Annotated in this window: 36 protein-coding genes; 9 read left to right on the top strand and 27 right to left on the bottom strand. The window is 44.0% G+C overall.

Translation table 11 applies throughout. The annotated features are described in order from the left end of the window. Positions 1-4: 4 nt before the first annotated feature. Complete coding sequence (locus CP950_RS00175; protein ID WP_096671853.1) at positions 5-1,624, top strand: peptide chain release factor 3; 1,620 nt, start codon at positions 5-7, stop codon at positions 1,622-1,624. Positions 1,625-1,635: 11 nt separating this feature from the next. Here the strand turns inward: CP950_RS00175 and CP950_RS00170 are convergent, their stop codons facing one another. Then, a complete protein-coding gene (locus CP950_RS00170; protein WP_096671852.1) occupies positions 1,636-1,872 on the bottom strand; it encodes a hypothetical protein in 237 nt (78 codons plus the stop codon). Between the two features lie 136 nt (positions 1,873-2,008). Here CP950_RS00170 and CP950_RS00165 point away from each other — a divergent pair, with 136 nt between their 5' ends. From CP950_RS00165 to CP950_RS00155, 3 genes are read left to right on the top strand one after another with little or no spacing between them, the layout of a single operon-like run. Then, a complete protein-coding gene (locus tag CP950_RS00165) occupies positions 2,009-2,203 on the top strand; it encodes a hypothetical protein (protein ID WP_096671851.1) in 195 nt (64 codons plus the stop codon). 60 nt (positions 2,204-2,263) lie between these two features. Continuing rightward, complete coding sequence (locus tag CP950_RS00160) at positions 2,264-2,758, top strand: MOSC domain-containing protein (protein ID WP_243391868.1); 495 nt, start codon at positions 2,264-2,266, stop codon at positions 2,756-2,758. Between the two features lie 34 nt (positions 2,759-2,792). Next, positions 2,793-3,437, top strand: a complete 645-nt coding sequence (locus CP950_RS00155; RefSeq protein ID WP_096671850.1) for a histidine phosphatase family protein — start codon at positions 2,793-2,795, stop codon at positions 3,435-3,437. Between the two features lie 37 nt (positions 3,438-3,474). Here the strand turns inward: CP950_RS00155 and CP950_RS00150 are convergent, their stop codons facing one another. The 5 genes from CP950_RS00150 to CP950_RS00130 all read right to left on the bottom strand — a co-directional run bounded on the left by CP950_RS00150 (position 3,475) and on the right by CP950_RS00130 (position 7,112). Continuing rightward, positions 3,475-3,714 (bottom strand): hypothetical protein, encoded by a 240-nt coding sequence (locus CP950_RS00150; RefSeq protein ID WP_096671849.1) that lies wholly within the window; start codon positions 3,712-3,714, stop codon positions 3,475-3,477. Positions 3,715-3,901: 187 nt separating this feature from the next. Beyond that, positions 3,902-4,441 carry a phasin family protein gene (locus CP950_RS00145; RefSeq protein WP_096671848.1) on the bottom strand — a complete coding sequence of 180 codons (540 nt, stop codon included), beginning with the start codon at positions 4,439-4,441 and terminating at the stop codon, positions 3,902-3,904. A gap of 101 nt (positions 4,442-4,542) precedes the next feature. Beyond that, positions 4,543-4,746 (bottom strand): CDGSH iron-sulfur domain-containing protein, encoded by a 204-nt coding sequence (locus CP950_RS10135; protein WP_419185560.1) that lies wholly within the window; start codon positions 4,744-4,746, stop codon positions 4,543-4,545. Between the two features lie 38 nt (positions 4,747-4,784). Further along, entirely contained in the window at positions 4,785-5,453 is a 669-nt protein-coding gene (locus CP950_RS00135; protein WP_243391867.1) for an SRPBCC family protein, read from the bottom strand. Between the two features lie 21 nt (positions 5,454-5,474). Then, positions 5,475-7,112 (bottom strand): OFA family MFS transporter, encoded by a 1,638-nt coding sequence (locus CP950_RS00130; protein ID WP_096671846.1) that lies wholly within the window; start codon positions 7,110-7,112, stop codon positions 5,475-5,477. 345 nt (positions 7,113-7,457) lie between these two features. Between CP950_RS00130 and CP950_RS00125 the strand changes: the two genes are divergently transcribed. Together CP950_RS00125 and CP950_RS00120 are read left to right on the top strand one after the other, a co-directional pair. After that, positions 7,458-7,844 carry a DUF4399 domain-containing protein gene (locus CP950_RS00125; protein ID WP_243391902.1) on the top strand — a complete coding sequence of 129 codons (387 nt, stop codon included), beginning with the start codon at positions 7,458-7,460 and terminating at the stop codon, positions 7,842-7,844. Positions 7,845-7,868: 24 nt separating this feature from the next. After that, the gene (locus CP950_RS00120; protein WP_419185550.1) at positions 7,869-8,372 is read left to right on the top strand and encodes a Dps family protein; all 504 of its coding nucleotides are present in this window, start codon (positions 7,869-7,871) and stop codon (positions 8,370-8,372) included. Positions 8,373-8,484: 112 nt separating this feature from the next. Here CP950_RS00120 and CP950_RS00115 read toward each other — a convergent pair whose 3' ends face one another. The 12 genes from CP950_RS00115 to CP950_RS00065 form a co-directional block, all read right to left on the bottom strand. Continuing rightward, positions 8,485-8,997, bottom strand: a complete 513-nt coding sequence (locus CP950_RS00115) for a hypothetical protein (protein WP_096671843.1) — start codon at positions 8,995-8,997, stop codon at positions 8,485-8,487. Positions 8,998-9,042: 45 nt separating this feature from the next. Continuing rightward, positions 9,043-9,534 (bottom strand): OmpA family protein, encoded by a 492-nt coding sequence (locus tag CP950_RS00110; RefSeq protein WP_207760166.1) that lies wholly within the window; start codon positions 9,532-9,534, stop codon positions 9,043-9,045. 87 nt (positions 9,535-9,621) lie between these two features. After that, positions 9,622-9,978, bottom strand: coding sequence for a hypothetical protein (locus CP950_RS00105; RefSeq protein WP_096671841.1), 357 nt, complete (start codon positions 9,976-9,978; stop codon positions 9,622-9,624). A 44-nt stretch (positions 9,979-10,022) separates the two neighbouring features. Next, on the bottom strand, positions 10,023-10,580 hold the full coding sequence (locus tag CP950_RS00100; protein WP_165766383.1) for an outer membrane protein: 558 nt from the start codon (positions 10,578-10,580) through the stop codon (positions 10,023-10,025). Between the two features lie 71 nt (positions 10,581-10,651). Then, positions 10,652-12,040 carry a glutathione-disulfide reductase gene (gorA, locus tag CP950_RS00095; RefSeq protein ID WP_096671839.1) on the bottom strand — a complete coding sequence of 463 codons (1,389 nt, stop codon included), beginning with the start codon at positions 12,038-12,040 and terminating at the stop codon, positions 10,652-10,654. Between the two features lie 61 nt (positions 12,041-12,101). Beyond that, entirely contained in the window at positions 12,102-12,491 is a 390-nt protein-coding gene (locus CP950_RS00090; RefSeq protein WP_096671838.1) for a tautomerase family protein, read from the bottom strand. Between the two features lie 52 nt (positions 12,492-12,543). Further along, positions 12,544-12,699 carry a hypothetical protein gene (locus tag CP950_RS09890; protein WP_165766382.1) on the bottom strand — a complete coding sequence of 52 codons (156 nt, stop codon included), beginning with the start codon at positions 12,697-12,699 and terminating at the stop codon, positions 12,544-12,546. Positions 12,700-12,786: 87 nt separating this feature from the next. Next, a complete protein-coding gene (locus CP950_RS00085) occupies positions 12,787-13,404 on the bottom strand; it encodes a flavin reductase family protein (protein WP_096671837.1) in 618 nt (205 codons plus the stop codon). Positions 13,405-13,498: 94 nt separating this feature from the next. Beyond that, positions 13,499-14,674, bottom strand: coding sequence for an MFS transporter (locus tag CP950_RS00080; RefSeq protein ID WP_096671836.1), 1,176 nt, complete (start codon positions 14,672-14,674; stop codon positions 13,499-13,501). Positions 14,675-14,758: 84 nt separating this feature from the next. Beyond that, entirely contained in the window at positions 14,759-15,070 is a 312-nt protein-coding gene (gene sorB, locus CP950_RS00075) for a SorB family sulfite dehydrogenase c-type cytochrome subunit (RefSeq protein ID WP_096671835.1), read from the bottom strand. Between the two features lie 9 nt (positions 15,071-15,079). Then, a complete protein-coding gene (gene sorA / locus CP950_RS00070) occupies positions 15,080-16,300 on the bottom strand; it encodes a SorA family sulfite dehydrogenase catalytic subunit (RefSeq protein WP_096671834.1) in 1,221 nt (406 codons plus the stop codon). 126 nt (positions 16,301-16,426) lie between these two features. Continuing rightward, complete coding sequence (locus tag CP950_RS00065; RefSeq protein ID WP_096671833.1) at positions 16,427-17,167, bottom strand: alpha/beta fold hydrolase; 741 nt, start codon at positions 17,165-17,167, stop codon at positions 16,427-16,429. 123 nt (positions 17,168-17,290) lie between these two features. Between CP950_RS00065 and CP950_RS00060 the strand changes: the two genes are divergently transcribed. Together CP950_RS00060 and CP950_RS00055 are read left to right on the top strand one after the other, a co-directional pair. Continuing rightward, the gene (locus CP950_RS00060) at positions 17,291-17,641 is read left to right on the top strand and encodes a DUF3147 family protein (RefSeq protein WP_096671832.1); all 351 of its coding nucleotides are present in this window, start codon (positions 17,291-17,293) and stop codon (positions 17,639-17,641) included. Positions 17,642-17,643: 2 nt separating this feature from the next. Then, the gene (locus tag CP950_RS00055) at positions 17,644-18,396 is read left to right on the top strand and encodes a hypothetical protein (protein WP_165766381.1); all 753 of its coding nucleotides are present in this window, start codon (positions 17,644-17,646) and stop codon (positions 18,394-18,396) included. Between the two features lie 118 nt (positions 18,397-18,514). On the opposite strand, the gene CP950_RS00050 is transcribed toward CP950_RS00055, so the two are convergent. From CP950_RS00050 to CP950_RS00030, 5 genes are all read right to left on the bottom strand, one after another. After that, positions 18,515-18,931 (bottom strand): hypothetical protein, encoded by a 417-nt coding sequence (locus CP950_RS00050; protein WP_096671830.1) that lies wholly within the window; start codon positions 18,929-18,931, stop codon positions 18,515-18,517. A 203-nt stretch (positions 18,932-19,134) separates the two neighbouring features. Further along, positions 19,135-19,827, bottom strand: coding sequence for a bestrophin-like domain (locus tag CP950_RS00045; RefSeq protein ID WP_096671829.1), 693 nt, complete (start codon positions 19,825-19,827; stop codon positions 19,135-19,137). A 250-nt stretch (positions 19,828-20,077) separates the two neighbouring features. After that, a complete protein-coding gene (locus CP950_RS00040; RefSeq protein WP_096671828.1) occupies positions 20,078-20,524 on the bottom strand; it encodes a tetratricopeptide repeat protein in 447 nt (148 codons plus the stop codon). Positions 20,525-20,536: 12 nt separating this feature from the next. Beyond that, positions 20,537-21,139: a histidine phosphatase family protein gene (locus CP950_RS00035; protein ID WP_096671827.1), complete on the bottom strand. Its 603-nt coding sequence runs from the start codon at positions 21,137-21,139 to the stop codon at positions 20,537-20,539. Positions 21,140-21,292: 153 nt separating this feature from the next. Beyond that, a complete protein-coding gene (locus CP950_RS00030; RefSeq protein ID WP_096671826.1) occupies positions 21,293-21,688 on the bottom strand; it encodes a COG4315 family predicted lipoprotein in 396 nt (131 codons plus the stop codon). Positions 21,689-22,274: 586 nt separating this feature from the next. Here CP950_RS00030 and CP950_RS00025 point away from each other — a divergent pair. After that, the gene (locus CP950_RS00025) at positions 22,275-22,892 is read left to right on the top strand and encodes a response regulator transcription factor (RefSeq protein ID WP_096671825.1); all 618 of its coding nucleotides are present in this window, start codon (positions 22,275-22,277) and stop codon (positions 22,890-22,892) included. 206 nt (positions 22,893-23,098) lie between these two features. Here CP950_RS00025 and CP950_RS00020 read toward each other — a convergent pair whose 3' ends face one another. From CP950_RS00020 to CP950_RS09885, 4 genes are all read right to left on the bottom strand, one after another. Continuing rightward, entirely contained in the window at positions 23,099-23,494 is a 396-nt protein-coding gene (locus CP950_RS00020; RefSeq protein WP_165766379.1) for a nuclear transport factor 2 family protein, read from the bottom strand. A 163-nt stretch (positions 23,495-23,657) separates the two neighbouring features. Then, on the bottom strand, positions 23,658-23,921 hold the full coding sequence (locus CP950_RS00015; protein WP_096672370.1) for a Txe/YoeB family addiction module toxin: 264 nt from the start codon (positions 23,919-23,921) through the stop codon (positions 23,658-23,660). Continuing rightward, positions 23,918-24,160, bottom strand: coding sequence for a type II toxin-antitoxin system Phd/YefM family antitoxin (locus tag CP950_RS00010; protein WP_096671823.1), 243 nt, complete (start codon positions 24,158-24,160; stop codon positions 23,918-23,920). Before CP950_RS00010 ends, CP950_RS00015 begins: the two co-directional genes overlap by 4 nt. Positions 24,161-24,329: 169 nt before the next feature. Continuing rightward, the coding region (locus CP950_RS09885) for a DUF6803 family protein (RefSeq protein ID WP_207760165.1) at positions 24,330-24,677 on the bottom strand (348 nt) is incomplete at its 5' end.

The following is a 24,677-nucleotide window of genomic DNA, read 5'->3' as shown; positions in this document are numbered from 1 at the left end:
TACCATTTTATCCAACACCCCGGGCGCAGAAGTTTTAAGACGTCGCAGCTTTGCCATCATCTCTCACCCAGATGCGGGTAAGACGACGCTTACTGAAAAGCTATTGCTGTATGCGGGGGCAATTCAGATTGCTGGTAGCGTTAAGGCGCGAAAAGCCACGCGGCATGCTACGTCTGACTGGATGGAAATTGAAAAGCAGCGCGGTATTTCTGTTGCCAGCTCAGTCATGCAAATGGAATACCGTGATTGCATTATTAATCTACTCGATACGCCGGGTCACCAAGACTTTTCCGAAGATACCTATCGCGTTCTCACTGCAGTCGATTCGGCTTTAATGGTGATTGATGCAGCCAACGGCGTAGAGTCGCAAACCTTACGACTCCTTGAAGTCTGTCGTGCACGCAATACACCTATCGTGACGTTTATTAACAAAATGGATCGGGAAGTGAAGCCGCCCATGGAATTAATGGATGAAATTGAAACGGCTCTAGGCATTGAGGTGGTTCCTTTCACTTGGCCTGTAGGCATGGGCAAGTCCTTTGCTGGCGTGATTGATATCGCCAAGATGCAAATGCGTATGTTTAAGTCAGGCGAAGATCGTGTGACTGAAGATTCGCATGGGATAGTGGATGTCAACGATCCTGAATTAAAAGCCCGCCTAGGAACTGATCTCGAAACAGCGCTTGCTGAGGTTGATCTTATTAAAAATGCCATGCCTGCTTTTGATCGCGCAGCGTTCTTGGCTGGACGTCAGTCCCCGGTTTTCTTTGGCTCTGCCATTAATAACTTTGGCGTGCGAGAAATTCTCAATACCCTAGTTGAATTGGCGCCATCACCTGGCTCGCGCAAGGCGCTACAACGGGAAGTCAGTCCTGCGGAGAATAAATTCTCGGCAGTTGTTTTTAAGATTCAGGCAAATATGGACCCAGCGCATCGCGACCGTGTCGCCTTTTTACGTATTTGCTCGGGTCACTTTCAGCGCGGTATGAAGCTTAAAATTTGTCGCAACGGTAAAGAAGTTCGCACGAACAATGCGCTTTCGTTCTTATCGCAACGCAGAGATATTTTGGATGAGGCTTTTCCTGGTGACATCATTGGCCTGCCCAATCATGGTCTTCTCAGACTAGGCGACACCCTCACCGAAGGAGAGCAGTTGCAATTTACGGGATTACCTTTCTTCGCCCCTGAAATTTTTCGCATGGTTGAATCCGCCGATCCCTTGCGCTCAAAGCAGTTGCGTATGGGCCTCATGCAACTTGGTGAAGAAGGGGCGATTCAAGTGTTTCGCCCCATGATGGGCGGCACCATGTTATTAGGCGCCTTTGGTCAGTTGCAGTTTGAAGTTGTGAGTCATCGCCTACAAACAGAGTATGGAGCAGAGGTGCGCTTATTGCCCGCACGTTACAACTTGGCTCGTTGGGTTAGCTCTGATGATCCTGTTGCCCTGAAAAAATTTATTCAGGAAAATATTCATCGGATGGCGGAGGATGTTGTAGGTGCCTCTGTTTTTCTGGCCTCACATAAGTCAGAACTCGATGTCGCCCAACAACGATGGGAATCTATTCAATTCCATGCCTTACGTGAACACGCTGGCCTGATTTATCAATCGAATTTAGCTGGCTAAGCTGCTGCAGTTTATTGCGGCAAGTTGCAATCAAATATAGTCACTAAGCTGCTGTCATTCTTTCTAAAGGTTGCTTTCTTGCCATACTGCGCACAATAAGCATTCGCTTTCTGAGTAAGCGTAGCCATTGATGCCCCGTCGCTATTCAGAAATGTCACATGATTGGCGTCAGAGCCATTCGTAATTTCTGCTGCACAGGCTATTAATCCAAATAAGCTTACCAAAATGACTGAAATATAGGTTTTCATCAAAATTCTTTCACAAAACGAAATTGTTCAAGAAGAACTGTTATTCTCAACTGTGATCACTATACCGCGCCCTAGATAGGGGAATCTGCTGAGTCAGCCTCGTGGATTCATCATTCCAATACTCTAGGAAAAAATTATGGCTGCTGGCCAAAACCAAAGAAACAGAAAAAACGACTCCATGGTTACCAAGACTGGTAAAGCAAGATTGGGGCCCTTAAACCTTGCTCAGCTTACTAAAATGCTTGAAACAAGCACTAAGCCAAAAGACAAAAATAAGTTGCAACGAGCCATCAGAAAATTTACTCCAGCGATTGCGCCTGTAGTTGCATAAAAACAAGCCCCACATCAAATGGGGCTTTTTTATTGGTTGGCAATGTAATAAAGTTTATTTATGAAGTCCAATGCTTTGATTCGCTCGATGTTCATTGCGCCAACGGCCGGGGCGCCGATGCGCTCTATTGAAGAGATTGAGTTGATTGCTCATCTCGGAATCAGCGGTGACCGTTATGCAAACGGCCTTGGAGCATTCTCCAACACTACTCCAGCAAAGATGCGTGATGTTACTTTGATTACTCAGGCTGGCATTACGCAAGCAAATGATTTTTTAAGTGAGCGCCATCACCCGCAATTTACTGCTGCGGAAACTAGGCGCAATATTCTGATTGATGGAATGACGCCATTAGGCTTAAATCAGCTTGTGGGCATTACCTTTCAGTTGGGTGGACTTAAACTTCTAGGCGTAGAGTTATGCGAGCCTTGTCAAAGGCCGGCTTTGCTTACTAAAAAGATGAATTTTATGGAAGCATTTGCAAACTGCGGCGGAATTAGAGCAAGCGTTTTAGATTCTGGCAAGCTTTTCCTGGGCGACCGCTTAACCTTACTTTAAGTTTCCTTTTTTTCTTTTCCACTCACTACACACCATGAACCCAACTCGCATTTGTCTAATTCGTCATGGTGAAACGCCTTGGAATGCGGAAGGTCGACTGCAGGGTCACACTGATATTGATCTAAACCCCCGCGGACTTGAGCAAGCTGAGCAGGTCGCAATAGCCCTGCAAGCATCGCAACTGCAGGTTGACCAGCTTTACAGTAGTGATCTTAAACGCGCTCAGGATACTGCTCAGGCTATTGTTAAAAAGCTAAACACCTCATTTATCACCATGCCCGAACTGCGCGAAAGAAATGTTGGTGCACTCCAAGGGTTAACCGTTACCGAAGCACCTATCCTTAAACCAGACCTGTGGCGTGCGCACATTGCTCGCACCATTGACCATGAATTAGAAGGTGGTGAAAGTATTCTGCAGTTTGCACGGCGCATTGAAAACGCTTTGGAAAGCATTCGATTAAATCATGCTGGAAAAACCGTTATTTTGGTAAGCCACGGCGGGTGTATTGACATGATGTACCGCATTGCTACCGGCCAAGCCTTAGATACGCCGCGACAAGTTGCCATGCCGAATGCTTCTCTCAACTGGCTTAGTCATAACGGTGCGTCTTGGTCAACAGAGCGTTGGGCCGATACGCGTCACCTGAATGACCCTGCTCTCGGAAACCTGGAGCTTTAGCACCAGGCTTCCCCGAAAGAGATTTTTTTAAGATTCTTTATTTACGAATATGGGCATGACGTGCTGCGTCTTGAGACATGCCGTCACCTTTTGACTTCTCTTCCATTGCTTCTTTTTGCTCGGTAATTTCTTTACGGCGCTCTTTGCATGAACCTGCGATTTCTTGGAGCGCCTTGCGCGCGCGAGCAGCTGATGCTTTCACGCCCTTGTCTTGAAACTTCTCGTGCTCAGCTTGATAGGTCGCGAAGGCTTCGATGAGTTTGTCGTGATGTGACATAGTTTCCTTTGTTGTTTTTATTAAAAGTTATCCTGAGAATCTTCTTCCTAATATAGCTTAATTGAGAGATTTGACCATTTTTATTCGCTTGGTCAAAGTAAGTGCCACCAATAAAAAAACCCCGTATAACGGGGTTTTTGTTTGCTGCTTTGTATTTCACAAATGCATCTTGCTCAACTTAGCCTTTTCACTTCTTGCTAGCTTGAGTTGCCTGACTTTGAGCAGTTTTCATTACTGATTCCATGTTCTTCTCAAAGTTAGTAAATGCATCTTGCGCTGAAGAGCGCACTTGATCAAAGTTTTGCATTGCTGCGTTAAATGCATTTGTAAAAGCCCTTACATAAGCCTCTGATCCAGCAGGTGCTTTTGCACTAGCTGTTGCAACAAAATTCTTTAAATCTTCTTGTGATTGCTCAATTGCACCTTCTACTGCTTGCACGAGCTCTTGATTGCCACGGCGCAATACAGTGGTAATTTTTTTCTGATACTCAGCAACTTGAGCAATCGCGCCTTGTACTTCAGTGCTTTGCAATAAATCTAAAGCTGCTTTTGGATCTTTGCTATTCATCAGTTCAGTTGCTTTTTCTTGAGCTGAACTTACTACCTGCTGAGCAGCTTTGTAGCTAATTTCAGCTAATTCTTGAGCGCTTTCAAGGGCGGATTGGCCTAAGGCTTGGGCGTTTTCAAGGGTCTTCGCTTGATTTTCTGCAAATTGATTCTTAAACATGATTTTCCTTTAATGAGAGTCGATTAATATGCTGCACTGCATCATATTAACTAGATACGGACTACAAAACAAGTTAATTTGTTGCAAAGCAACATAAATAACTACTTTTTGGCTTGGTTTAGGTGGCTTCCATCGCAAAAAGGGGGGCTTGAGGTCTGCTTGCAGTTACAAAAGAGGGCTACTTTTGTCTCCAACGCCACAACCCGTAAGGGATTCTTGCCTGACGCCCTGTGCGAACCATCACAAAAAGGCTGCTTTTGGCTTTTGCCACACGTGCACCAAAAGAAAACCTCGCCTTCTTCCATTTCGATGCTTGAGGGAGCACTGCTGCTGACGGCCTGCTTCATGACCTACACGCAAGGCTTAGCGAGTCGCTCTTTTGCGCTGCCCTTTCTGCCATGCGTAGAAAACGATCCCGCATGCTATTTTTGATGAAATATTCAATGACAAAATTTGGCATGCTCGACTGAGGCTCAAATGCGCCTTGGTATTTGAAGAGGGTTAACTCTCCATCCGCCGCAATACTCCAAGTTCCTTTGTAGTATTTAGCATCACCGCTAATTTGCTCAAAAGCGAGGCCTTGATTAAGGGATTCGGTGTATTCCACAACGGAGTGTAATTCAATGGGGATCAATAAAATACGCTCTTCAACCGTTCTCGCCACCTTCACCTTATTCCCTTCCCTAGCAATGATCTTAGATTCAACGATGCCAGGAATATTTCTAGCGCCTTCGTAATCCGTCAAAAATGCATAGGCGCCACATAAGGTAATGGGGACTTGGTAACTTGCGCTCACCTGAAACTTTCCCCCAACCCGACTAACACTTACCTTTAGATCATTTGGAGTGGGGACATTTTGGGCAAAGGCCATGCTGGCCATAAAGCTCAACAAAAATGACAAGATCAATTTCATGATGGGAGTGTAGGCGAGCTTTATGTCAGTTTGGAGCATGCGCTCATTCATCTTGGCGCCAAAATAAAAGAGCCACCCCGCAGGGTGGCTCCAACTCATCAGTCATGCATGAATTACATATTATGCGAATAACTTCATTACGCTCAAGATGGTTTTATATACACCCCATGACAGCGGAACTACGACTGCGGCCCAAGCGAGATAGACGGTAATACTAGAAGTGTGCTCATTACCACCCTCACCCTTCACTATTGATCCCAAGGACTTCTCGTGTGCCAAGCGCTTCTCTTCAGCCAATTCGGCATCCGTCATGAACCACTTATCTGCAACTGGACGAATCATCAAGTTACAAATTAAACCCACAACCAACATGCCCACCAAGATGTACATTGTTTGGTTGTAAACCTGAGCTCTTGGGATTCCTAAGCTCAACTGGTAGTCACGCATATAGTTCACTACAACTGGCCCCAAAATACCCGCAGTTGCCCAAGCCGTCAGCAAGCGACCATGGATAGCGCCCACCATTTGTGTTCCGAATAAATCGGCTAAGTAGGCTGGGACAGTAGCAAAGCCACCACCGTACATACTTAAGATAAGGCAGAAGGCGCCTACGAATAAAGCCAGGCTACCTGCAGCAGCGCTACTTGGAACGCTGAAGTACAGACCCGCGCCCAAGATGAAGAAGATGGTGTAGGTCAACTTTCGACCGAGCTTATCTGACAAGCTTGCCCAAAAGAAACGGCCACCGATATTGAACAAGCTGAGTAAAGCCGTAAAGCCGGCAGCAATTCCCGCAATCGCCGTGAGCTGTACTTTATCTAACTCGGTAAATGTTGCGCTGACACCAATCAAGCTGCCCGCAAAGACTTCTTGCAACATTGGTGAAGCCATGCCAATCACCCCGATGCCTGCCGAGACGTTCATGCACAACACAACCCATACCAACCAAAATTGTGGAATGCCCCATACTTTTTTAACGTTCACACTTCGCTGCGTAATCATGGCGTTACTGGCTTGCGCCACAGGAGGAGTCCAGCCCGCTGGTTTCCAATCGCTTGCAGGAATGCGGTAACCCATTGCACCACTGACCATGTACACGAAATAACCTAATGCCATCACGACAAAGGTTTGTGCCACGCCCACACTGGTTGCAGAGGAAAAGTTTTTCATCAACATAGCGGCTAATGGTGAACCGATCATTGCGCCGCCACCAAAGCCCATAATGGCCATACCGGTCGCCATACCGCGACGGTCTGGGAACCATTTAATAAGAGTGGAAACGGGAGAAATATAGCCGAGTCCCAAGCCAATACCGCCAATAATTCCGGAGCCCAAAATCATCATCCAGAACTGGTGAAGGTAAACACCAAGGGCTGAAAACAGCATGCCGCCGCACCAGCAAATTGCCGCTACAAAGCCAGCTTTTCTAGGGCCAGCGCGCTCTAACCAACCACCCCAAATCGCTGCTGAAATACCAAGAAAGACGAAAAACAAGGTGTACATCCAACCCAAGGTAGAAATTTGCCAATCACAAGTCGTGGTGAAGAGTTGGGCAAAAAAGCCGTCATCTGCGCCGCACTTAATCCGCTCGGTGAGACCTTGCGATACCCCAAGTGCTTTGGATAAGGGTAGCCAAAACACCGAGAAACCGTAGGCCATACCAATACATAAATGAATCGCCAAAGCGGCGGGCGGAACAAGCCAGCGATTAAAGCCAGGACCTGCAATGGTTTTTTCTTTATTTAGAAACTGAAACATACTTTTACCCTTTAAAAATGCGTGTCATATTTGTGACTTTACTAGATTTATTCCGTTTCTCTGTGAGGGGAATCCCTAGGATTTTTGCTGGAAATGGGGGTTATTTTGCTTACTTTCGTCAGCATTACTCTTCATTTAAAGACAACCATCACACCACAAAGAACAGTAATATGGGGCGTATTATCCACGGAATCACATTAGAAGGCCCATCCATCCATAGGAAGCTGCATGACTACAGCATGAGAAAAAGTTTCACGCGCCGCGTATACCCGCACCAATGTTGAAGTCGACTTGTCGCTGACTTAAGCCCTCTAACCCACTTGAATGTGAGATAAACCCATGAAAATGAAATCCTTGATCTTAGGCGCACTATTAGCCTTTACTACCCATTTTGCTTTTGCGCAGTCAGTAGACTTTGTAGAGCCGAAAGAGGGCGCCACCGTAAGCAGTCCATTTAAAGTCATTTTTGCAGTCAAGGGTATGACCGTAGCTCCTGCGGGAGATATGGCCCAGAACACAGGGCATCATCATCTACTGATTAATGCGGCAAGCATTCCGGAGGGAAATGTCATTCCATTTGATGAAACGCATATTCATTTCGGCAAAGGTCAAACTGAGACTGAAGTGGCCTTGCCGCCAGGAAAATACAAGCTGACCCTGCAATTTGCCAATGGTGCCCATCAATCTTATGGCAGCAAGTTATCAAAAAGTATTGAAATCACTGTTAAATAATCAATCAACACAATCAGCAAACGTTTGGAGAACAGAATGAGCACTAAATCAGCGAAGCATGCAATCGATATTGGTATCAACGAAAAAGATCGCAAAGCAATTGCCCAAGGCCTATCCGCCTTATTAGCAGATAGTTATTCTTTATATCTCATGACCCACAATTTCCACTGGAACGTAACGGGTCCTCATTTCAACACCTTGCACACCATGTTTATGGCGCAATACACCGAGCAATGGGCGGCATTAGATTTAATTGCAGAACGCATTCGTGCTTTGGGTGAGCATGCGCCTGGAACCTATAAGGAGTTTGCAAAACTCACCTCTATTGAGGAAGTGGCAGGAACACCCAAGGCGATGGAAATGGTTAGGCTCTTAATTAAGGCACAAGAGAGCACTGCACGCACTGCACGTAAGCTCTTCTCAGTTGTTGAAAAAGCCAAAGATCAACCCACGGCTGATTTGCTAACGCAACGACAAGATATTCATGAGAAAACAGCTTGGATGCTGAGAAGTCTTTTAGAGGACTAATATAGCGATTGCCCAGTCCAAGCGCGGCAATAAAATTATTTAGTGAAAACTTTCACAATCAGCCCTTCATGAGGGCTGATTGTCTTAAGTCATCTACAAAATTTACTAAAATTTAGCTTGCCTTCTGCGCTTTCATTACTGCCGCCCATTTTTCTCTGGTGTATTGAATGCGCATACTTCTTTCTTGGTTTGCCACGCCAATGGTGATTCTTTTGCTTATTAGATCGGCATAGACATCATCAACTTTTGAGTAGTAGTACTCGTACACCGCAACCATTTCAGGCTTTGGTAGCTCTTTGGTAATACCCCGACACTGCAAGGTTGAGTCCTTAAATCTTTTTAAGATCGTTGCCTGTTCATCCGTAATGAAGTCAGCAGAGTTAAATAATTTTTTTGCATTGGGGTTGTTCGGCGTTATTGCAATGACATAACTATCAACATACTTCGCATCCTCAGTTTTATTGACGTCTGCAATACAGGCTGACATTTTTTGCTGAACTGCCTGTACCTGTTTTTGTAAGCCATCATTACTTGCTGAAATTGCATCTGAAGAATTGGACTTGTTGCTAGCGCAGCCAGCTAAAATTACGGTCGATAAGCATATATAGCTGAGAATCTTTTTCATTTTGATTTCCTAATCTGATACTGACTGGGCTCAGATGCCCAAGGGTTAGTGATAGACAATATCGGCACGGCGGTTTTCTTGATAAGCCGCATCACTTTGCCCTTGGTTGACGGGCTTCTCTTTACCAAAACTCACGGCCTCTAGCTGAAACTCGCTAACTCCCAGGCCGATTAAAGCCTTTTTAACCGCCTCGGATCGTCTCTGTCCAAGTGCCAAGTTATATTCTGCAGCTCCTCGATCATCGGTATTTCCCTGAATAATGATCGAAGCTCTTTCCTTCTCAAAAGACTTTAGGTATCCAGCGTGGGCAGAAAGAAGGGGTGCGTATTTTGGATCAATAGTGTAGCTATCTAAAGCAAAATAAATAGTGCGCTTACCGTAAACACTTGACTTGGGATCGCTTATAGGATCGTAAGTTATTCCGCTTGATGCGTTGACTGAAGCAACACCGTTTGTGTCATCTAATTTCACGCTACTACAGGCAGAAATACACAGGGCGATAAGTGCCATTGTTAATACATTTACGTACTTTGACATGTTAAGAATCCTCATTGTGACTAAATATATTTAGTCAGGCTATTCATGAGGATTGATCAAAGAATGATCAATCCCGCTCCAGAAAATTTAGGCCATTACTTTTGGGGGCTTAAAGGCGCTGTCGGGAAAGTTTTGCTTAAATACGGAAGATTTCGAAATTGCGGATGGGATCGACCACAACTGAAGAATAAGCAGGGTGGTATTGGCATTACATAAATTAGCAGTAACGTGACTCATCAGGTTTAAAGAGCTCACTTGATGATGTTTGGCATCATTAGATTGATTGGCGCTCGAGCCCTCAGGAGCAATCATGCTGATTACAGGGGTGCCGGCAGAGGATGCTCGCTCAAGCGCCGCTTGAATAAAAATTCCTGAGGCCATCACCTTGAATGCGATCAAAAAGAAGCATATGGCTAGGGTAATTGTTTTACTACGAATTAACATAGATCAGATTTTATACCTTAATAAAGGCGGTGATCTGGTCAGAATTAAAACAAATATCCAATCGCAACGCCATAACTTGAAATAATACATTTATCGCTGGAGCCATCGCTCCAGCGCAAGGTGTTGTAGTTTTGTTGGCTCACTTCCACTCTGCCGAAAATATGCTCCGTGACTAGATAGTCTGCGCCAATGCCGTAAGACGGTCCGTGCATCCATGAGTCATATCCACTGGGCTGTACAAATTGTGAAAATGAATAGCCTAACTTAAGGTACGCCAACAACTGATCGCTGACGGCGTAACCCACTTTGATGCCCGTTTCAAAAGGATGATTAGCAGCGCCCTGTATATGAGAAGTGTCTGTGCTTGCTAAGTCGTAAGAAGCATAAGGGCCTGCTACAAAACGCTCGTTTACTGGCAGATAATATTGCGCCGTCACACTAGGCACACCATTTTGACTGTATGAATGCCCGCCAGGGGTCGAAGTATCGTCGAACCCGTTATCGGCGTAATCCAGCGATAAACTAAATCCTGTGAAGTGGCTTGACTGAGCAACACTCGAGGTGGCCCATATTAAGCAAGCGATGAATAGTATTTTTTTCAATTCTGATCTAGATGTAATTACTTCAAATTCTACATCAAGGAAGTGACAAAACTACTACAAAGCTGATTGGCTTAGAGTGTTTTTCTAACCGCTGTTTTCATAGTGACAAATTCTTCTGCGACCGTGGGATGAACCGCAATCGTGGCATCAAAGTCTTGCTTGGTCGCGCCCATTTTTAAGGCGATTGCGATTGCCTGGATAATTTCTGGCGCCTCTTCACCAATCATATGAGCACCTAAGATTTTTTGCGTGCCAACTTCAGCGATTAACTTCATGAAGACCTTCTCGTGTCGGCCTGATATTGCGCTTTTCAGAGGCTTAAAGTGTGCCTCATAAACATCGACTGTTTTATATTGCTTCAGGGCTTCTTCTTCAGTTAATCCAACCGTCCCAATAGGGGGTTGCGTAAATACCGCGCTGGGGACTTGCGATAAGTCAACTGCCATGGGCCCTTGGCCAAATAGGGTCTGAGCTACGGCATTTCCTTCTCTAATGGCTACTGGCGTCAAAGCAACCCGACTAGAAACATCCCCTACTGCATAAATTGAATCGACAGAAGATTTTCCATAAGGGTCAACGTGAATTGCGCCCTGATGTGTCAGGCAAATGCCTAAGCTGCCATCAATGAGATTGCGAACATTGGGTGATCGTCCGGTTGCCATAAGGATTTGGTCGATCTCATGCAATGCGCCTTGGTCATACTGAAGATGAACTGAATAGCCGCCACTGTCATTTTGTTCGATACGGCTTAACTCACAAGAAAATTTAAATTCAATTCCCTTTGTAATCATTTCCTCTTTGATGTGTGTGCGCAAACCCCTATCAAAGCCGGGGCCTAGAATGTCTTGGCCGCGATGAATAATGGTTACCTTAGTGCCCAAGCCATTAAAGATTCCTGCAAATTCTAATGCGATATAACCAGCGCCCACAATCACAATATGCTTTGGTTGACTAGTCAGATAAAACACTTCATTTGAGCTAATGGCAAATTCAATTCCTGCAATTTGGGGTAAATTGGGATGGCCGCCCGTTGCCAACAAAATATATTTAGCGGTAATGCTTTTTGGCTCAGGACCATCAAGTGCCACTGTATGTCCATCAACAACGGTTGCGTGGCTTTTAAAGGTGCTTACGTTCGCAGCTAGTAAGTTTTGTTCGTAGATCGAACTTAAGCGCGCAATCTCCTGATTTTTTCCTTGAATTAACTTCTTCCAGTCAAAGGTCATTTCCCCGAAGGACCAGCCAAAACCCTTGGCATCTTCAAACGTCTCCGAGAAGTGGGATGCATACACCATTAATTTTTTAGGCACGCAGCCACGGATCACGCATGTGCCGCCGTATTGATACTCTTCGGTAATGGCTACTCGTGCACCTAATTGGCTGGCAATCCGCGCTGCGCGCACGCCGCCTGACCCTCCACCGATTACAAACAAGTCAAAATCATAGTTGGGTGTGTTCATGCTGCCTTATTTAATATTAAATATGCTGTTATGTTCATACTATCAGCAAGCAGCTACAGCACTATTCGCTGGGAGCGTATTGCATCTCACCATTGCCGAATGACCAATTCTCTTTTTGGACTTCGACTAGATTGATAATGATGTCTTGGGGTCGCACTTGGAGTTTTTTTACCAAGCTATCGCACACTGCTTTATAAAACAGCTTCTTCATCTCTGTCGTTCTGCCAATATTCAAGGTCACCTGAATAAAAATGATGTCTGCCGTATAACGAATCCCGAGGTAACTTAGGGGAAAGACTAAGTCGCCACTGTCGTGCTCTGTAATGACTTGGAACTTATCATCCTCAGGCACATTAATACAGGTGCGCATCACCTCATAGACTGTGTCACCAACAATTTGGGCAAATCCGTCCGGATGGTTATTGCTTAAATCAATTCTGACAAAAGGCATTTGATTCCCATGAGTAGCGCCCCTGACTGAGGGCTAGCTGAAGTACAAGAAATTAGCGGCCGCCCTGGCAATCTAATGGCCTATCCATTATAGGCTTTTCCGCGCTAGGACCACAATTCACACCATCGGGTGAAGTCGTACTAGCAAGACATCCACCCAAAGACAAAACAATGATGAAAAGAGCAATGGGTTTTAATAACTGCTTCATAAAGACCTCCAATAAATTCAGTTCTTAAATGAATTTTGCATTCAGGATCAAGAAATTACAAGTGCGTATTAATTACTGCTCACTACCTCATTTAGGTCTATTTAACTGAAAGAGCTGCTCCTTGCCAATGGTGAAGTAATCACCAGGACCTCCACCACGCAATACATGGCCTGCTGTAGCAGTGTCGTAGATGCCGTCTTTGAGCAATGCTTTATCAATATGAACCCTTACAACCTCGCCCAATATGAACCAGGTCTTGATCTTTTCACCAGAGATTCCTTTGAGCTGAACAATGTCGGTGCATTGACATTCAAATGAAACTTTCGCCTTTGCTACTCTTGGCGGCTTTACGATGGATGAACTTGCTTGCTCAAGCCCCGCAACTTCAAACTCATTGACCTCAGGAGGATAGGGGGCACAGGATTGGTTCATGGCATCGACTAAATCGAAGGTGACTAAATTCCACACGAACTCGCCTGTCTCTTCTACATTTTTAACCGTATCTTTATATCCATTGCTAGAAAAACCAATAATGGGCGGGATGTAATTAAATGCATTAAAGAAACTGTACGGCGCTAAATTAACTATGCCAGCCTGACTGATTGAAGAAATCCAACCAATAGGTCGTGGGCCCACAATGGCATTAAATGGATCATGGGGCAGGCCGTGGCCGTGCTTAGGTTCATAGGAATAAAAATCGGTCATCGTATTCTCTTGCGCTGTTAAAGCGTAGGGCCTTTGGTTGAATAAGGGCTAGTTTAACTGCTAGTTATTTAGGACATCAAAAGGACTGGCAAACCTAGTTTTCTTTTGCTCTAGTCACCCAAGTTGCCATTAAGATAAATGCCAGCAGGGCACAGGCCCCTGAAAACAGAAATGCATACAAAGGGGCAATCGACTCATAGACCCAGCCAAAAATAAATGAAGCTGGAAATAACATGAGTCCAGTGATTAAGTTAAACCAGCCAAAAGCAGTTCCTGCCAAACCCTTAGGCGCCATGTCTGCAACTAAGGCTTTTTCTACTCCCTCTGTTGCGGCTTTAAATAAGCCGTAGATAGCAAACAGTCCAAATATTTGATAAATAGAGATGTTTGGTAAACCCATGCAAATGTAAAAAAATGCAAAAGCAATCCAAGCAATCAAAATAAATCGCTTGCGCCCGAAAGTATCCGACAGGGCGGACAGTGGCGTGCCGAATAGCGTGGTAATTAAAGAGATCGCCGCCCACAGCAAGGGGATTTGCTCTTGAGGAACCCCCACCTCTCTGGCTCTCAGCAACAAAAACATATCAGATGAATTGCCCAACGCAAAGATTCCAGCTACCACTAAATATCTTTTGAATTGATTTGGCATTCCTTCTAAGGACCAACTAAATGGAGTCGACTTTGCCGCAGACCCTCTCTGCGGCTCTTGAATACATAAAGCCAGCGTAATGGTCAGTGCCCCAGGAATAATCGCCCACAGAAAAATATCTTTGAGTGGCACACCCATAGACAGAAATAGCATCGCTAATAAGGGCCCAATAACTGCGCCTGCATTATCCATTGAACGGTGTAGGCCAAAAGTAACACCGCGTTGATTCTCATTCACACTCTCAGCCAAGAGGGCATCTCGAGGGGAGCTACGAAGTCCCTTGCCCATCCGATCAGTAAAGCGAATAGCTAGTACCCATATCCATGAATTCGCTATCACGATAAGAGGACGGCCTAGACTGGCAAGCGTATAGCCCAAAACAATCCAGGGCTTGGCTTTTTTGGTGCGATCGACAATGACGCCCGATAGTAATTTGAAAATGCTGGAAGTGGCCTCAGCAACGCCTTCGATAATCCCTAAGGTTTTTGGACCCGCCATCAGAACCGACACTAAATACAAAGGCATTAATGGATACAGCATCTCGCTGGCAGAATCATTGACTAAGCTAATAAAGCCAATCAGCCAAACAGTACGGGGAAGGGCAAGGATGGTTTTAAACATAACAATGCCAATTTACTCTAGTCTTTCAGACCACTCGCTGACCAGAGGCTAAATGGCCTAATGCCTTAAAACCCGGCCTGAAATTTACTTCCGATTGGCTCCATACGTCTTATTCAGATAATCTACGATAACGGGCACATCTTCATCGGTAATTGGAGCCTTAAACACGTTTTTCATCCTCAAGACCTGAGTGTTCCAATAACCTACGCCGGTGCTAGGTGGTTGATATTCAGCGTAGTGAGCAGAGTGGCAAGAAGAGCATTGTTGAACGGTAAGTTCATAACCAGGCAAATCAGATGGTCTCCATAGAACAGTATCCGCTGGCAACTCAATCGTTTTAGCTTGTGCAATTTGTGTCAAGGCAAGCGCGGATAAGAGATAAATTAGTTTTTTCATATTTTTTCCTTAAACCGCAGTGACTTTAACAGTCTCAACAATGTTACGCATGTAACCTGCGGGCATCCAGGTGGCGGTCATAGGCTGAACTTGTCCGGCGTGATTAAATGCCCTAACCCTTAAGTCTAAGGTACCCGCATGTCTTGGCGTAAACTCCGTACGCCATTCTCTAAAGGAGAAACGCCCTAAATCTTGACCAAGTCTAGCTTCAGTCCAGCTTTGGCCATTGTCCTGCGAGAACAATACCTTCTTAATGCCGTACCCCGCATCAAAGGCAATACCACGAGCCTGTATAGGCTTCCCAACGGTCACAACACTGCTGTCTGTAAAGTTGGTAATAAAAGAGCGAATAGTAAATTGATTGATGGGGATTGTTTTTGATGGCGCCTTGCCTGGCTCCACGCAATTGCAATCATTATCGGGAATGCGATAGGCTGGGTTCATCCAGTAGCCGTTATACACGTCATTGATCACATTGATTTCACTCAAGTGCTTAACCCAGTAGGTTCCATAGTAACCAGGCACAATTAATTTAATTGGATAACCATTTAAAAAGGGAATATCCGTACCATTCATTTGATAGGCGACCATAACATTGCCATCCATAGCATGGTCAATATTCAAACTCTTTACAAAGTCTGAATCACTTGGTAACACTGGCTGATCTAGACCATTGAAAGATACTTGCTTTGCGCCCTTTCCGGGGTTTACCGCATTGAGAATGTCTTTTAAGGAGACCCCGACCCAGGCAGCATTACCCATCGCACCATTGCCTAACTGTCCACCATTCACTCTGGGCTCAAATAATCCACGACTATTCCCCGAGCACTGATTAACAGCAACAATTCTTTGCGAGGGAAAGTTCTTCTTCAGGCTTTCTAAAGAAATCTCTAGAGGCTTTTCCACATTACCGCCAACTTTTAACCTATAAGTGCTGGGATCAATTGAGGTTGGGATGCCAGCCATGTGATAACGAACGAAAAATTCATCATTTGGGGTAATCACATGATTATCGAAATACTTAAATGGCGTTTCCAGCTGAGGCGGACGGGAAGTTAGCACAATCATCGGCTTCTTTTCTGGAAAAGCCATGAGCTCTCGCTCGCCGTAAGCGAATGGCAAGGTAGTCTTTTCAGCTCCAAGTGCCCAAGCAGGCAACAAAGTACTGGCGCCACCCGCCAATGCCGTGGTGATAATTTTTCTTCTGTTGCTAAAGTTCTCTGTGTTCATGGGCGCCTTTTCCACAATAATTTAAGCCTGCATTAAGAATAACTATTTTTTAGAAGATCATGCCTAAGTAGAAACCCTCAATATGAGTTAAGTTTGGCAACCGATTAAGACTAAAGAGTCTCAATCCTATTTCTTCAAAATAAATTCCGCGACCTCTTTAACCAGTGCCTCTTCGTTTTGATTAAAGCCATGATGGGAAAACGACATACACTCAGCACCCGTACTAATACCGCCATCAATCAAAATTAGTTGAGATCGCGAATCTTTAGGTCTGCTCTTGATAACCCTCTCTGAAGTTGATTTGGGAGTACTCGCACACCCATCGTAAAGATGATGAATTGCCAATACCGGTAGTTTTTCATCTTCCTCCATTGAAACTGTTTGATAGGTGCCGGCAATAATTACGCCATTGGTCATCTGAGCTTGCCCTTTACCACCGTTAACAAATTCTGAAACGCTAACCTTTCCCATGCTGTGGCCAAATAGCCAAATGGGTAAGTTCAGTTTTTCTTTGTAGAACTTCACTACATTAAAAATTCTTTGTTGATGGTCCCGAGTAGATCCTGCGTTACCTCTTCCGTCGCCTAGCCCGTAGGGAGTGTCAACAAGAACGGCGTCAATTCCATATTGAGACCATAATTCTTTAGATCTCACAAAAGTATGGGGGCTGTTAGTTGAGCCGTCATTTTGTAATCGTAAGATACCGCTGCCCCCTGAAAAAAGTAACACCACCGCTTGAGGATTCATTGCCGGCAGATGAAGCGTTCTAGTGGGAGCATCGTCCTCATATGAAACGTCTAATATCTGCGCCTGCGCCGAAACAGAAAATAAAGGGGCGATCATCAGCAATAATTTGATCAATTTCATGAATTGATTTGTACGCCCAAACAAATAAAAAAACTACCTTAAGACACAGGCAGATTAGACAAAAGCCGGAAATATCTTATTCGGCTTTTATACTAAGGCTTAACCGATTCCTCTAAGGCCCAGATGACCTGGCTCATTACAAAATATCTACTTACCGCAGGAATGGTTGTCTTCATTTCTGAAATAGCCAAGCGAAGTGATCGGCTAGGCGGCCTTGTAGCAGCATTGCCAGTAATGACGCTACTTACTCTCACTTGGCTTTTTATAGAAAATCAAGGCGAAGAGAAAATAGCCAACCACGCCTATTACACATTTTGGTATGTCATTCCAACGCTACCCATGTTTCTGATTTTCTCTTACCTGCTCCCAAAGTTTGGCTTCTGGCTAACGATGGGGGCTAGCGTGCTGGTAACTATCGTTTGCTTTGGACTGTTCGCCATGATGATGAAACACTTCGGAATTGAGTTGCTCTAATCATGTCCTTTTCTTGCAGGTCGCTTACTTCTTGTGGATTGTTTATCTGCTTATTCGGAATGGCTGGCATTACGCATGCGGCTCCTTTTGAAATCAAGGTTCATGATGAATTGATTGCGAACTATCAAGAATCCGCCTATGAATTAGAAACAAACCTATTTCAAGCTCCGGCGTCGCAGAGCCTTAAAACAGATGTGTTTCAGATGCGGCTTGAATACGGTTACGGCATTACTGAAAAAAGTGAAATCGGGGCGAATATTTATCTCAGCAATTACAACGGGGTGAGTTATGTCAACGGTGGAAAAATTAGCTATATGTATATCCCCACTCATGATGAGGTGGGGCTTTGGCATTATGGTGTAAAGAATGAAATTAACTACATTAAGGATGTGGGCGGCAATGAAACTACCTTTTATGAGTTCACGCCCATATTAGCCCTTCAACTACAAGACTGGCGCTTTACCGTCAATCCTAGTATTGATGTCACGCTCAATAAAACAAGCTCTGCAACGTTCTCGCCATCAGCTAAAGTAGCTTACGGAATCACCCGCACGGTTGATGTGGGGGTAGAGTATTACGCAGATAACTTACCGAACAAAAGCTTATATAACTTCACACAACAGCCTCATACCACTTACTTAGTTATGGACGCCAAATATGACAAATCAACTTTCAATTTCGGCGTCGGTAAAGGTGTGACTGCAAATAGCGATAACTGGGTGATCAAACTGATTACTTCGATTAACTTTGACTAATTTGCTACAAACTAAGATTTGCTGTTTGGGGCTTTTGAGTTGCTTTAATGAAAAAACCACCCGTAGGTGGTTGTCGTATTTCTAGGAAGCTCGGGGAGGTACTGAGCAAAACCTCCGTTTATTTTACTTTTTTAAGTATGGTGCAACTAGCTCTATTTTTAGTTGTTAATACACTAGCGCTGCAGTATTCCATTTCATTGTTCTCGACATATCCTGAGCCCACTGCCACGTCGCTAGAAATAATGATGGTTTTGCCATCTCTTTGAAACACTCCTACTACCACATTCTTAATACCCTCTTGCCAAGCCGTCTCGCCTCGGAAGGCTGCGCCTTCTTGAGTAGTAATAGTGAGCTTTAAGATAGCGGCATCTTTTTTGCTAGATAGCACTGAGCGCTGTTGCCGGTCCTCGGTACCGCCGGACGCACTCACAGCAGAAACTGCTTCCCAAGTTCCAACAATATTCGGTGCTGTTTGCGCAAGCGCCAAACTGCTGGTTAAAGCCGCAAGAACTAGAAGTATTTTTTTGATTATCATTTTTATCTCATTAATTTTGTAACTAATAATACTTTAACAAAAATACTACGCATCAGGTTGATATTTGCATTTCTGCTAATACGTCCAACCCTTAAATATCGGTTGATTTAATTGGGTTTTAACTCTTGCCCATATCTTCACTCCAAGGTCGTGGATTCAAGACTGCATTAAATTAACGTAAGAGCATTCTTTAACGGCTCAATTTAGCTCGTGCGCGTCTTTATCGACTTAATCGCATTTCTAAAGGCCGTGGGATGAACGCAGTACTCCCCCTTAAATGGCCGATCTGTAATCACCAATAATGCCAACAAGGCGCCGAGCATAATTGGTAGCAAGGCCTCTAATATAGTGACCCCGGACGTTTGTATCACTGCGCCATTTCTGATCAGCAATAGCGTTATGCAAACCATAATCGCGTAGAAAAATACATCGGGCAATCCAACTGCAGATGCCTGCAACCTAGACTCACGAGCAGTAGGCAATTGATCGCCTTTAGTCAGAATATCTTGATAAAGCAAGGATTGCCGCGAATTTTCTGGATCCAAGGCAATAAGCTTTCTTGATAAGGAGCGCCAAAGCATGTGGGTTTTGTCACTCTGAATACCCTTATGCAAATTAGGCCACTCATCTTCCACAATGGATTGAATGTAAAGGAATGCATCTTCTCTTAAAGCAATTGCTTGTGGGTGCCCAAAACGAAGCAGTAAACAGTCAAGGCTATTAATGTAGCTCGCCTCTAAAGCGGCTGAACTTTCTAATTGACGATGATTAACCTGATTTTCATTCAGTAAAAAAATAAGCAAAATTGCGCAGCCGGCAAACAGATTGACTTGAACCTCAGCCTCGCCATGACTGTGAGCCTCTGGTATCACAATACCAAAATAATTCATTGTCATTCTGCAAAGGAAGGGGATCAAAATTCCAGCTATTGCAGTGATGCTAAGAAATAGTCCCAGTATTTAAATATTAGAGCGTCGGTATAACCAGTCTTTCATTAAGCATCCTTAATAACTTGTTTTTGATTTATTCATAAGCTTTGTGCAATTAACCTGCATAAATGCGGCTAATGAAAAACCATCCGAAGATGGTTTTGATGTTTCTTGGCATCCAGTAATAAAATTAACTAATCCTGCTGATTTCTAAGTCCTACTTTTTCGACTTATATTTTTGTACAGCCTCTTTTAAATCAGAATATTCCTCGCAGCCAAAAGTACAGACCTTCTTTAATCTTGCCAATAATGCCTCAGCTCCAGGCAGATCATTATTAATTAATTTGAGCATCCCGTAATACTCAAGGGCACCACGATGATTTGGATCAATTTTTAAAGCGGCTTCATAGTACTTTTCTGCCCCTGCTAAATCTGGTGGGCGCTTCTTGCGTAGGCTATAGCCCAAAAGATTATTCCAGTCAGCTGAACTTGTGTCATTGGCGCTTTGTAACTGCTTAATCGCCTGATCATATTTTTCGGCCTTAATGCTTGCCCTTGCCTCAGTTAACCAGGCTGGATCCGATGCAATCGGGGCGGTGTCTGCAGCCCATGAGCCTCCGATTAAAGACGCTAGCAGTAAAAACGTCATAAATAGATATTTCATAAATTTCTCCAATTAGTATTTACTGTCGCCCCGTGGTTTAGGGCTTGGGTAAATTACATGGGAAAGATACTCCCCATTCTTATTTACTTTAACTAAAACCATATCACCCGCGTCAACAACTTTGCCAGTATATGCCTGAATATTCACGTGATGTGTAACGAGAATAATGGGTTCTTTTGTTTGCCTATCTAATTCGCTTTTAATTAATTGTCTTAATTCTTTTGTTTGTTTCTTTTCTAGACTTATATCGTCAAAGAAAGAGCCCAGTGATGATTCTGTTTTTACAAAACCCAAATTCAGAAGCTGTGCGGTATCCAAGCATCGACACCAAGGGCTACTGAACACTTGCGCTTTGTCTATTCCTTGCTTACTTAGCCAAGAGCCAATCGCTTTGGCTTGATTTTTTCCATAATCACCTAAATTACGTTGGGTCGCGCACTGACTTATTACATAGCCCGCTGGATCTCCATAACCCGGCGCATCTGCGTGCCGCATTAACAATACATGTTGTCCATCTTTTAAATTATCGACTAGGGCTGCTTCAGCTTGGGACACTGTTAATAAGCTGCAGAGCGCAATAATTAAGGTCAGAACGCTTCGATTGAATTGACTCATATGAATTTGCTTATTTACTTTGTGAATTAAAGTCTCATCCTAATCTAGATAATTTAAACTCGCTGGATCAAAAAATAATGCCCCGCGTCAGCAGGGCATTATTTACTCAGTGTGCCACCGAGGCGCAGGATATTTATTCCTGCGCTGACACTATTACATCTTTACGATATGCCAAGCGCCATTTAAGAAGCCGTCACCAGTTTTATCTCCTGGCTTAGTATCTTTAGCCCAGAAATACAGGGGCTTGCCTTTATACGCTAATTGCTTCTTGCCATCTTCACGAGTAATAACAGAATAGTCACCTGATGCTGCTGCGCTACCATCAACCAACAGTGGTGGCCAATTAGTGGCACATGGGCCATTACACGCAGACTTGCCTGAACCAGCAGCGTCTTTGTCAAAGGTATACAGAGTCATATTGTTGCTACCCACCAGCATGCCATTGTCTACTTTGGTGTAAGGCGCCATTGCTCCACCCATCATAGAGCCACACGCAGCTAATGCAGCTGTAGCGATCAAACCAATTAATACACTTTTAATACGATTCATTTCAGTCTCCTTATTAAATTACATGATCACTTTACCTTTAATTTATTTTTTATGCATGACGCCATGAATAAATAGAATATCTAGTATTAATCAACCATCGGCAAGTAAATTTAATAATTTTTAGGTGCTGAACGGAGCGAGGCTATCAGCTCAAACATTCACCAATCTTTTCCGATGAGCCCCTTTTGCCCCTACTTTTCAAACTCAATCTTAGGTTGGCGATTTCTAAAAAAATTAGTCAATACTATTTTTTGTGCGCTGGGTTTATAGCTGGAAGGCTGGCTCGCTGGTGATTCAATTACGAACATAGCGCCACATACCAAAATACCTCGGGCTGGGTAATCTTCTTTGTTGGAATTAAATGTTTGGAACCAATAGCTAAGCCCCAATAGATGATGGCCGTAAGAGCGAAGAAAAGTTCGATAGCGTACTTCATTTCCTGGAATATTACTACCCTGAGAAAAGTATAAATAGAAGGAATCTAAAACGATATTTTGAATTGGCGTGACCTAGCTCTTAGGCTAATATCCATCGAATTTGCATTATTTTAAATTGGCTTATTAATAACTTAGACAACATTATTTTTATGATTAAATCTGGGCATGTCTACATAATCGATGACGATGAGTCAATGCGCATCTCGTTTTCTAGAATGCTAAGCGAAGTAGGTTATACCGTAAATCATTACCAATCTGGTATTAGTTTTTTGGAAGAATCTCTCCCGATTTCTCCAGCCGTGATTCTTTTAGATATGCAAATGCCTGACATGACGGGTGTTCAGCTGCAACAAAAGCTATTAGATCTAGGTCGTAGAACGCCTATTATTTTCATCAGCGGCCAAAGTCATCCTAGTCAAATTGTGGCAGGGCTCAAAAATGGGGCGATTGATTTCTTATTCAAGCCGTTTAATCTCGAAGATTTATTGGTGGCAGTGAGCGACGCTCTTGAGCTTGATAAGCGACGGCTGATTCGACTGACTAAAGAATTGGATGCCAAAAAATGTTTTCGAACTCTAACGCCAAGGGAAAAAGAGGTTTGTGAATTATTGGTCAAAGGCCTATTAAATAAAGAAGCTGCAGTAAAGTTGGGGATAGTTGATGCCACCATCAAAGTTCACAAGGCAAGAGTTATGGAGAAGATGCGTGCAGATTCCTTGCAGGACCTAGTCAGAATCTATCTTGAAGCTGGTCTTGGTAATGATTAAACCAAGCGCTAACTCGAACCAATACAATCTTTGATAGGACTGGGGATAACTAGTTCCCACTCACAAACGTCGCGCACCCCATTCCCTAGATCTTGCTTTAATAGCTTCCAGCACTCTTTTAAGCGAAGCAACAACTACTCTGAGGTGGTTTTGGTGTTTTCTTGGTGGCTGGAGCAGAATCGATCCAGGCGCTAGGATGCTTGAATCTATTTGGGCATTTTTTCTGAAATTAAATCAGCATATGCAATACATTGCCACTGGGAATCGCCCTTTCTCCAAACACTTAAACGAGGGAAATATTCTAAGGAGAGCGCTGCGCCATTACGATCTTCAATAGCGGCAAGCCAAAAACTAACGATAAGGGTATCTTGAGCCTGCGTTACCTTAAAGTCTTTAAAGTCCACCGGACCAAGATTCATTTCCCGCATTAATGACATAGCACTCTCACGATCATAGGCGCCATTTGAATTAACAAATTGGCAGACTGGATCGAGCATTTTTTCTAGGGCATTCCAATTTTTATCCTGGATCATTTTGACCGCAAGGCGCTCTAATGCCTGCGCTTCGGCTTCGATACTGTTTTGGTTTGTCATTTCGCTCATAAATGTCCCTTTGGTATACCAAATCATACCCCCTAGGAAATCTGGTTCTTTGCTCCCAAATGAAAGAACCACCCGAAGGTGGTTTTGGTCATTCTTGGTGGCCCGGGACGGAATAGACCATGGCTACAGGATGCCCACATCCACACTTAGACTAATGCCTACTTTATTCGTAGTGAGTCCACATTCTTAAGATTCGAACCGTCTTCTCCTTGCGCAAAATTTCATAAACTAAGCGATGTTGAATATTAATTCTCCGTGAGTAAGCCCCTTTTAGATCGCCAACTAACTTCTCATAAGGCGGCGGATTTTGGAGGGGGTCTACTTCTAAAATATCCAATAAAGTCTGCGCTTTATCTTTAAGACCTGCGGCGGATAGTTTTTTAGCGTCCTTAATGGCATATTTGGAATAAGCTAAATTCCAAGTCACCACTTCAATGCCCTTTTGCTTTTAGTAATAGGCTCAGCCATAGCGTCTTTAATTGACTCACGCATTCCTGGAATTGCCAATAGATAAAGCGTCTCCTGAATAGCGCTCCAATCTTCTTCAGAAACTAAAACAGCATTTGCTCGCTTACCAGAAATGACTATTGGCTTGTGTGACTCTGCCGCTTGATCAATCAATCGGTAGAGGCCTGCTCGAGCTTCGCTTGCGGTTAATGTGGTCATGATTTCGCTCCTTTTCAAAATAGTACGCAAAAGCGTACGCTTTGTCAAGTGATCATCTCATCCACCCGACCAAAAGAAAATGCCCCGCACGAAGCAGGGCATTATTTAAATCTTGGTGGCCCGGGGCAGAATCCACCAGGGCCGAGGATGTCTAATCCACCTTAAATACTTACTTCATATGACCCGCATGCTCTGCTGGCGCTTCATGATTCATCTCCATTGAACGCGGAGCTTGGTAGCCTAATATCGCAGGATCAAGCATTCCTGAAATCATTGCCACATGACCAAATACTAAAAATAACGCTACGCAAATAGCATGGATCTTTAACTTTGCCATTTGATCTAGCCCCTTATTAACTAACCCTAGTTCTTGTAGGGCAATCCAAACTAATGGTAATCCTGCGATGACATAAGTGCTAACGGCGATTACATCAATCACTGTTCTCCACTCACCCGCTTTGGTAATAGGAATTACCGCATTAGTCATGATGTAGTAAATGATGCCGATAAAGTAAAG

The organism is Polynucleobacter meluiroseus, assembly GCF_900205755.1.
Classification (GTDB): Bacteria; Pseudomonadota; Gammaproteobacteria; order Burkholderiales; family Burkholderiaceae; genus Polynucleobacter; species Polynucleobacter meluiroseus.
This window is presented reverse-complemented; position numbering and strand designations above follow the sequence as displayed.

What these genes read in the sequence shown, in the direction of transcription:
- CP950_RS00170 (WP_096671852.1), bottom strand. Translation starts at nt 1,872, where the DNA reads ATGAAAACCTATATTTCAGTCATTTTGGTAAGCTTATTTGGATTAATA.
- CP950_RS00165 (WP_096671851.1), top strand. Translation starts at nt 2,009, where the DNA reads ATGGCTGCTGGCCAAAACCAAAGAAACAGAAAAAACGACTCCATGGTT.
- CP950_RS00160 (WP_243391868.1), top strand. Translation starts at nt 2,264, where the DNA reads ATGAAGTCCAATGCTTTGATTCGCTCGATGTTCATTGCGCCAACGGCC.
- CP950_RS00155 (WP_096671850.1), top strand. Translation starts at nt 2,793, where the DNA reads ATGAACCCAACTCGCATTTGTCTAATTCGTCATGGTGAAACGCCTTGG.
- CP950_RS00150 (WP_096671849.1), bottom strand. Translation starts at nt 3,714, where the DNA reads ATGTCACATCACGACAAACTCATCGAAGCCTTCGCGACCTATCAAGCT.
- CP950_RS00145 (WP_096671848.1), bottom strand. Translation starts at nt 4,441, where the DNA reads ATGTTTAAGAATCAATTTGCAGAAAATCAAGCGAAGACCCTTGAAAAC.
- CP950_RS10135 (WP_419185560.1), bottom strand. Translation starts at nt 4,746, where the DNA reads ATGGAAGAAGGCGAGGTTTTCTTTTGGTGCACGTGTGGCAAAAGCCAA.
- CP950_RS00135 (WP_243391867.1), bottom strand. Translation starts at nt 5,453, where the DNA reads ATGAGTTGGAGCCACCCTGCGGGGTGGCTCTTTTATTTTGGCGCCAAG.
- CP950_RS00130 (WP_096671846.1), bottom strand. Translation starts at nt 7,112, where the DNA reads ATGTTTCAGTTTCTAAATAAAGAAAAAACCATTGCAGGTCCTGGCTTT.
- CP950_RS00125 (WP_243391902.1), top strand. Translation starts at nt 7,458, where the DNA reads ATGAAATCCTTGATCTTAGGCGCACTATTAGCCTTTACTACCCATTTT.
- CP950_RS00115 (WP_096671843.1), bottom strand. Translation starts at nt 8,997, where the DNA reads ATGAAAAAGATTCTCAGCTATATATGCTTATCGACCGTAATTTTAGCT.
- CP950_RS00110 (WP_207760166.1), bottom strand. Translation starts at nt 9,534, where the DNA reads ATGTCAAAGTACGTAAATGTATTAACAATGGCACTTATCGCCCTGTGT.
- CP950_RS00105 (WP_096671841.1), bottom strand. Translation starts at nt 9,978, where the DNA reads ATGTTAATTCGTAGTAAAACAATTACCCTAGCCATATGCTTCTTTTTG.
- gorA (WP_096671839.1), bottom strand. Translation starts at nt 12,040, where the DNA reads ATGAACACACCCAACTATGATTTTGACTTGTTTGTAATCGGTGGAGGG.
- CP950_RS00090 (WP_096671838.1), bottom strand. Translation starts at nt 12,491, where the DNA reads ATGCCTTTTGTCAGAATTGATTTAAGCAATAACCATCCGGACGGATTT.
- CP950_RS09890 (WP_165766382.1), bottom strand. Translation starts at nt 12,699, where the DNA reads ATGAAGCAGTTATTAAAACCCATTGCTCTTTTCATCATTGTTTTGTCT.
- CP950_RS00085 (WP_096671837.1), bottom strand. Translation starts at nt 13,404, where the DNA reads ATGACCGATTTTTATTCCTATGAACCTAAGCACGGCCACGGCCTGCCC.
- CP950_RS00080 (WP_096671836.1), bottom strand. Translation starts at nt 14,674, where the DNA reads ATGTTTAAAACCATCCTTGCCCTTCCCCGTACTGTTTGGCTGATTGGC.
- sorB (WP_096671835.1), bottom strand. Translation starts at nt 15,070, where the DNA reads ATGAAAAAACTAATTTATCTCTTATCCGCGCTTGCCTTGACACAAATT.
- sorA (WP_096671834.1), bottom strand. Translation starts at nt 16,300, where the DNA reads ATGAACACAGAGAACTTTAGCAACAGAAGAAAAATTATCACCACGGCA.
- CP950_RS00065 (WP_096671833.1), bottom strand. Translation starts at nt 17,167, where the DNA reads ATGAAATTGATCAAATTATTGCTGATGATCGCCCCTTTATTTTCTGTT.
- CP950_RS00060 (WP_096671832.1), top strand. Translation starts at nt 17,291, where the DNA reads ATGACCTGGCTCATTACAAAATATCTACTTACCGCAGGAATGGTTGTC.
- CP950_RS00055 (WP_165766381.1), top strand. Translation starts at nt 17,644, where the DNA reads ATGTCCTTTTCTTGCAGGTCGCTTACTTCTTGTGGATTGTTTATCTGC.
- CP950_RS00050 (WP_096671830.1), bottom strand. Translation starts at nt 18,931, where the DNA reads ATGATAATCAAAAAAATACTTCTAGTTCTTGCGGCTTTAACCAGCAGT.
- CP950_RS00045 (WP_096671829.1), bottom strand. Translation starts at nt 19,827, where the DNA reads ATGACAATGAATTATTTTGGTATTGTGATACCAGAGGCTCACAGTCAT.
- CP950_RS00040 (WP_096671828.1), bottom strand. Translation starts at nt 20,524, where the DNA reads ATGAAATATCTATTTATGACGTTTTTACTGCTAGCGTCTTTAATCGGA.
- CP950_RS00035 (WP_096671827.1), bottom strand. Translation starts at nt 21,139, where the DNA reads ATGAGTCAATTCAATCGAAGCGTTCTGACCTTAATTATTGCGCTCTGC.
- CP950_RS00030 (WP_096671826.1), bottom strand. Translation starts at nt 21,688, where the DNA reads ATGAATCGTATTAAAAGTGTATTAATTGGTTTGATCGCTACAGCTGCA.
- CP950_RS00025 (WP_096671825.1), top strand. Translation starts at nt 22,275, where the DNA reads ATGATTAAATCTGGGCATGTCTACATAATCGATGACGATGAGTCAATG.
- CP950_RS00020 (WP_165766379.1), bottom strand. Translation starts at nt 23,494, where the DNA reads ATGAGCGAAATGACAAACCAAAACAGTATCGAAGCCGAAGCGCAGGCA.
- CP950_RS00010 (WP_096671823.1), bottom strand. Translation starts at nt 24,160, where the DNA reads ATGACCACATTAACCGCAAGCGAAGCTCGAGCAGGCCTCTACCGATTG.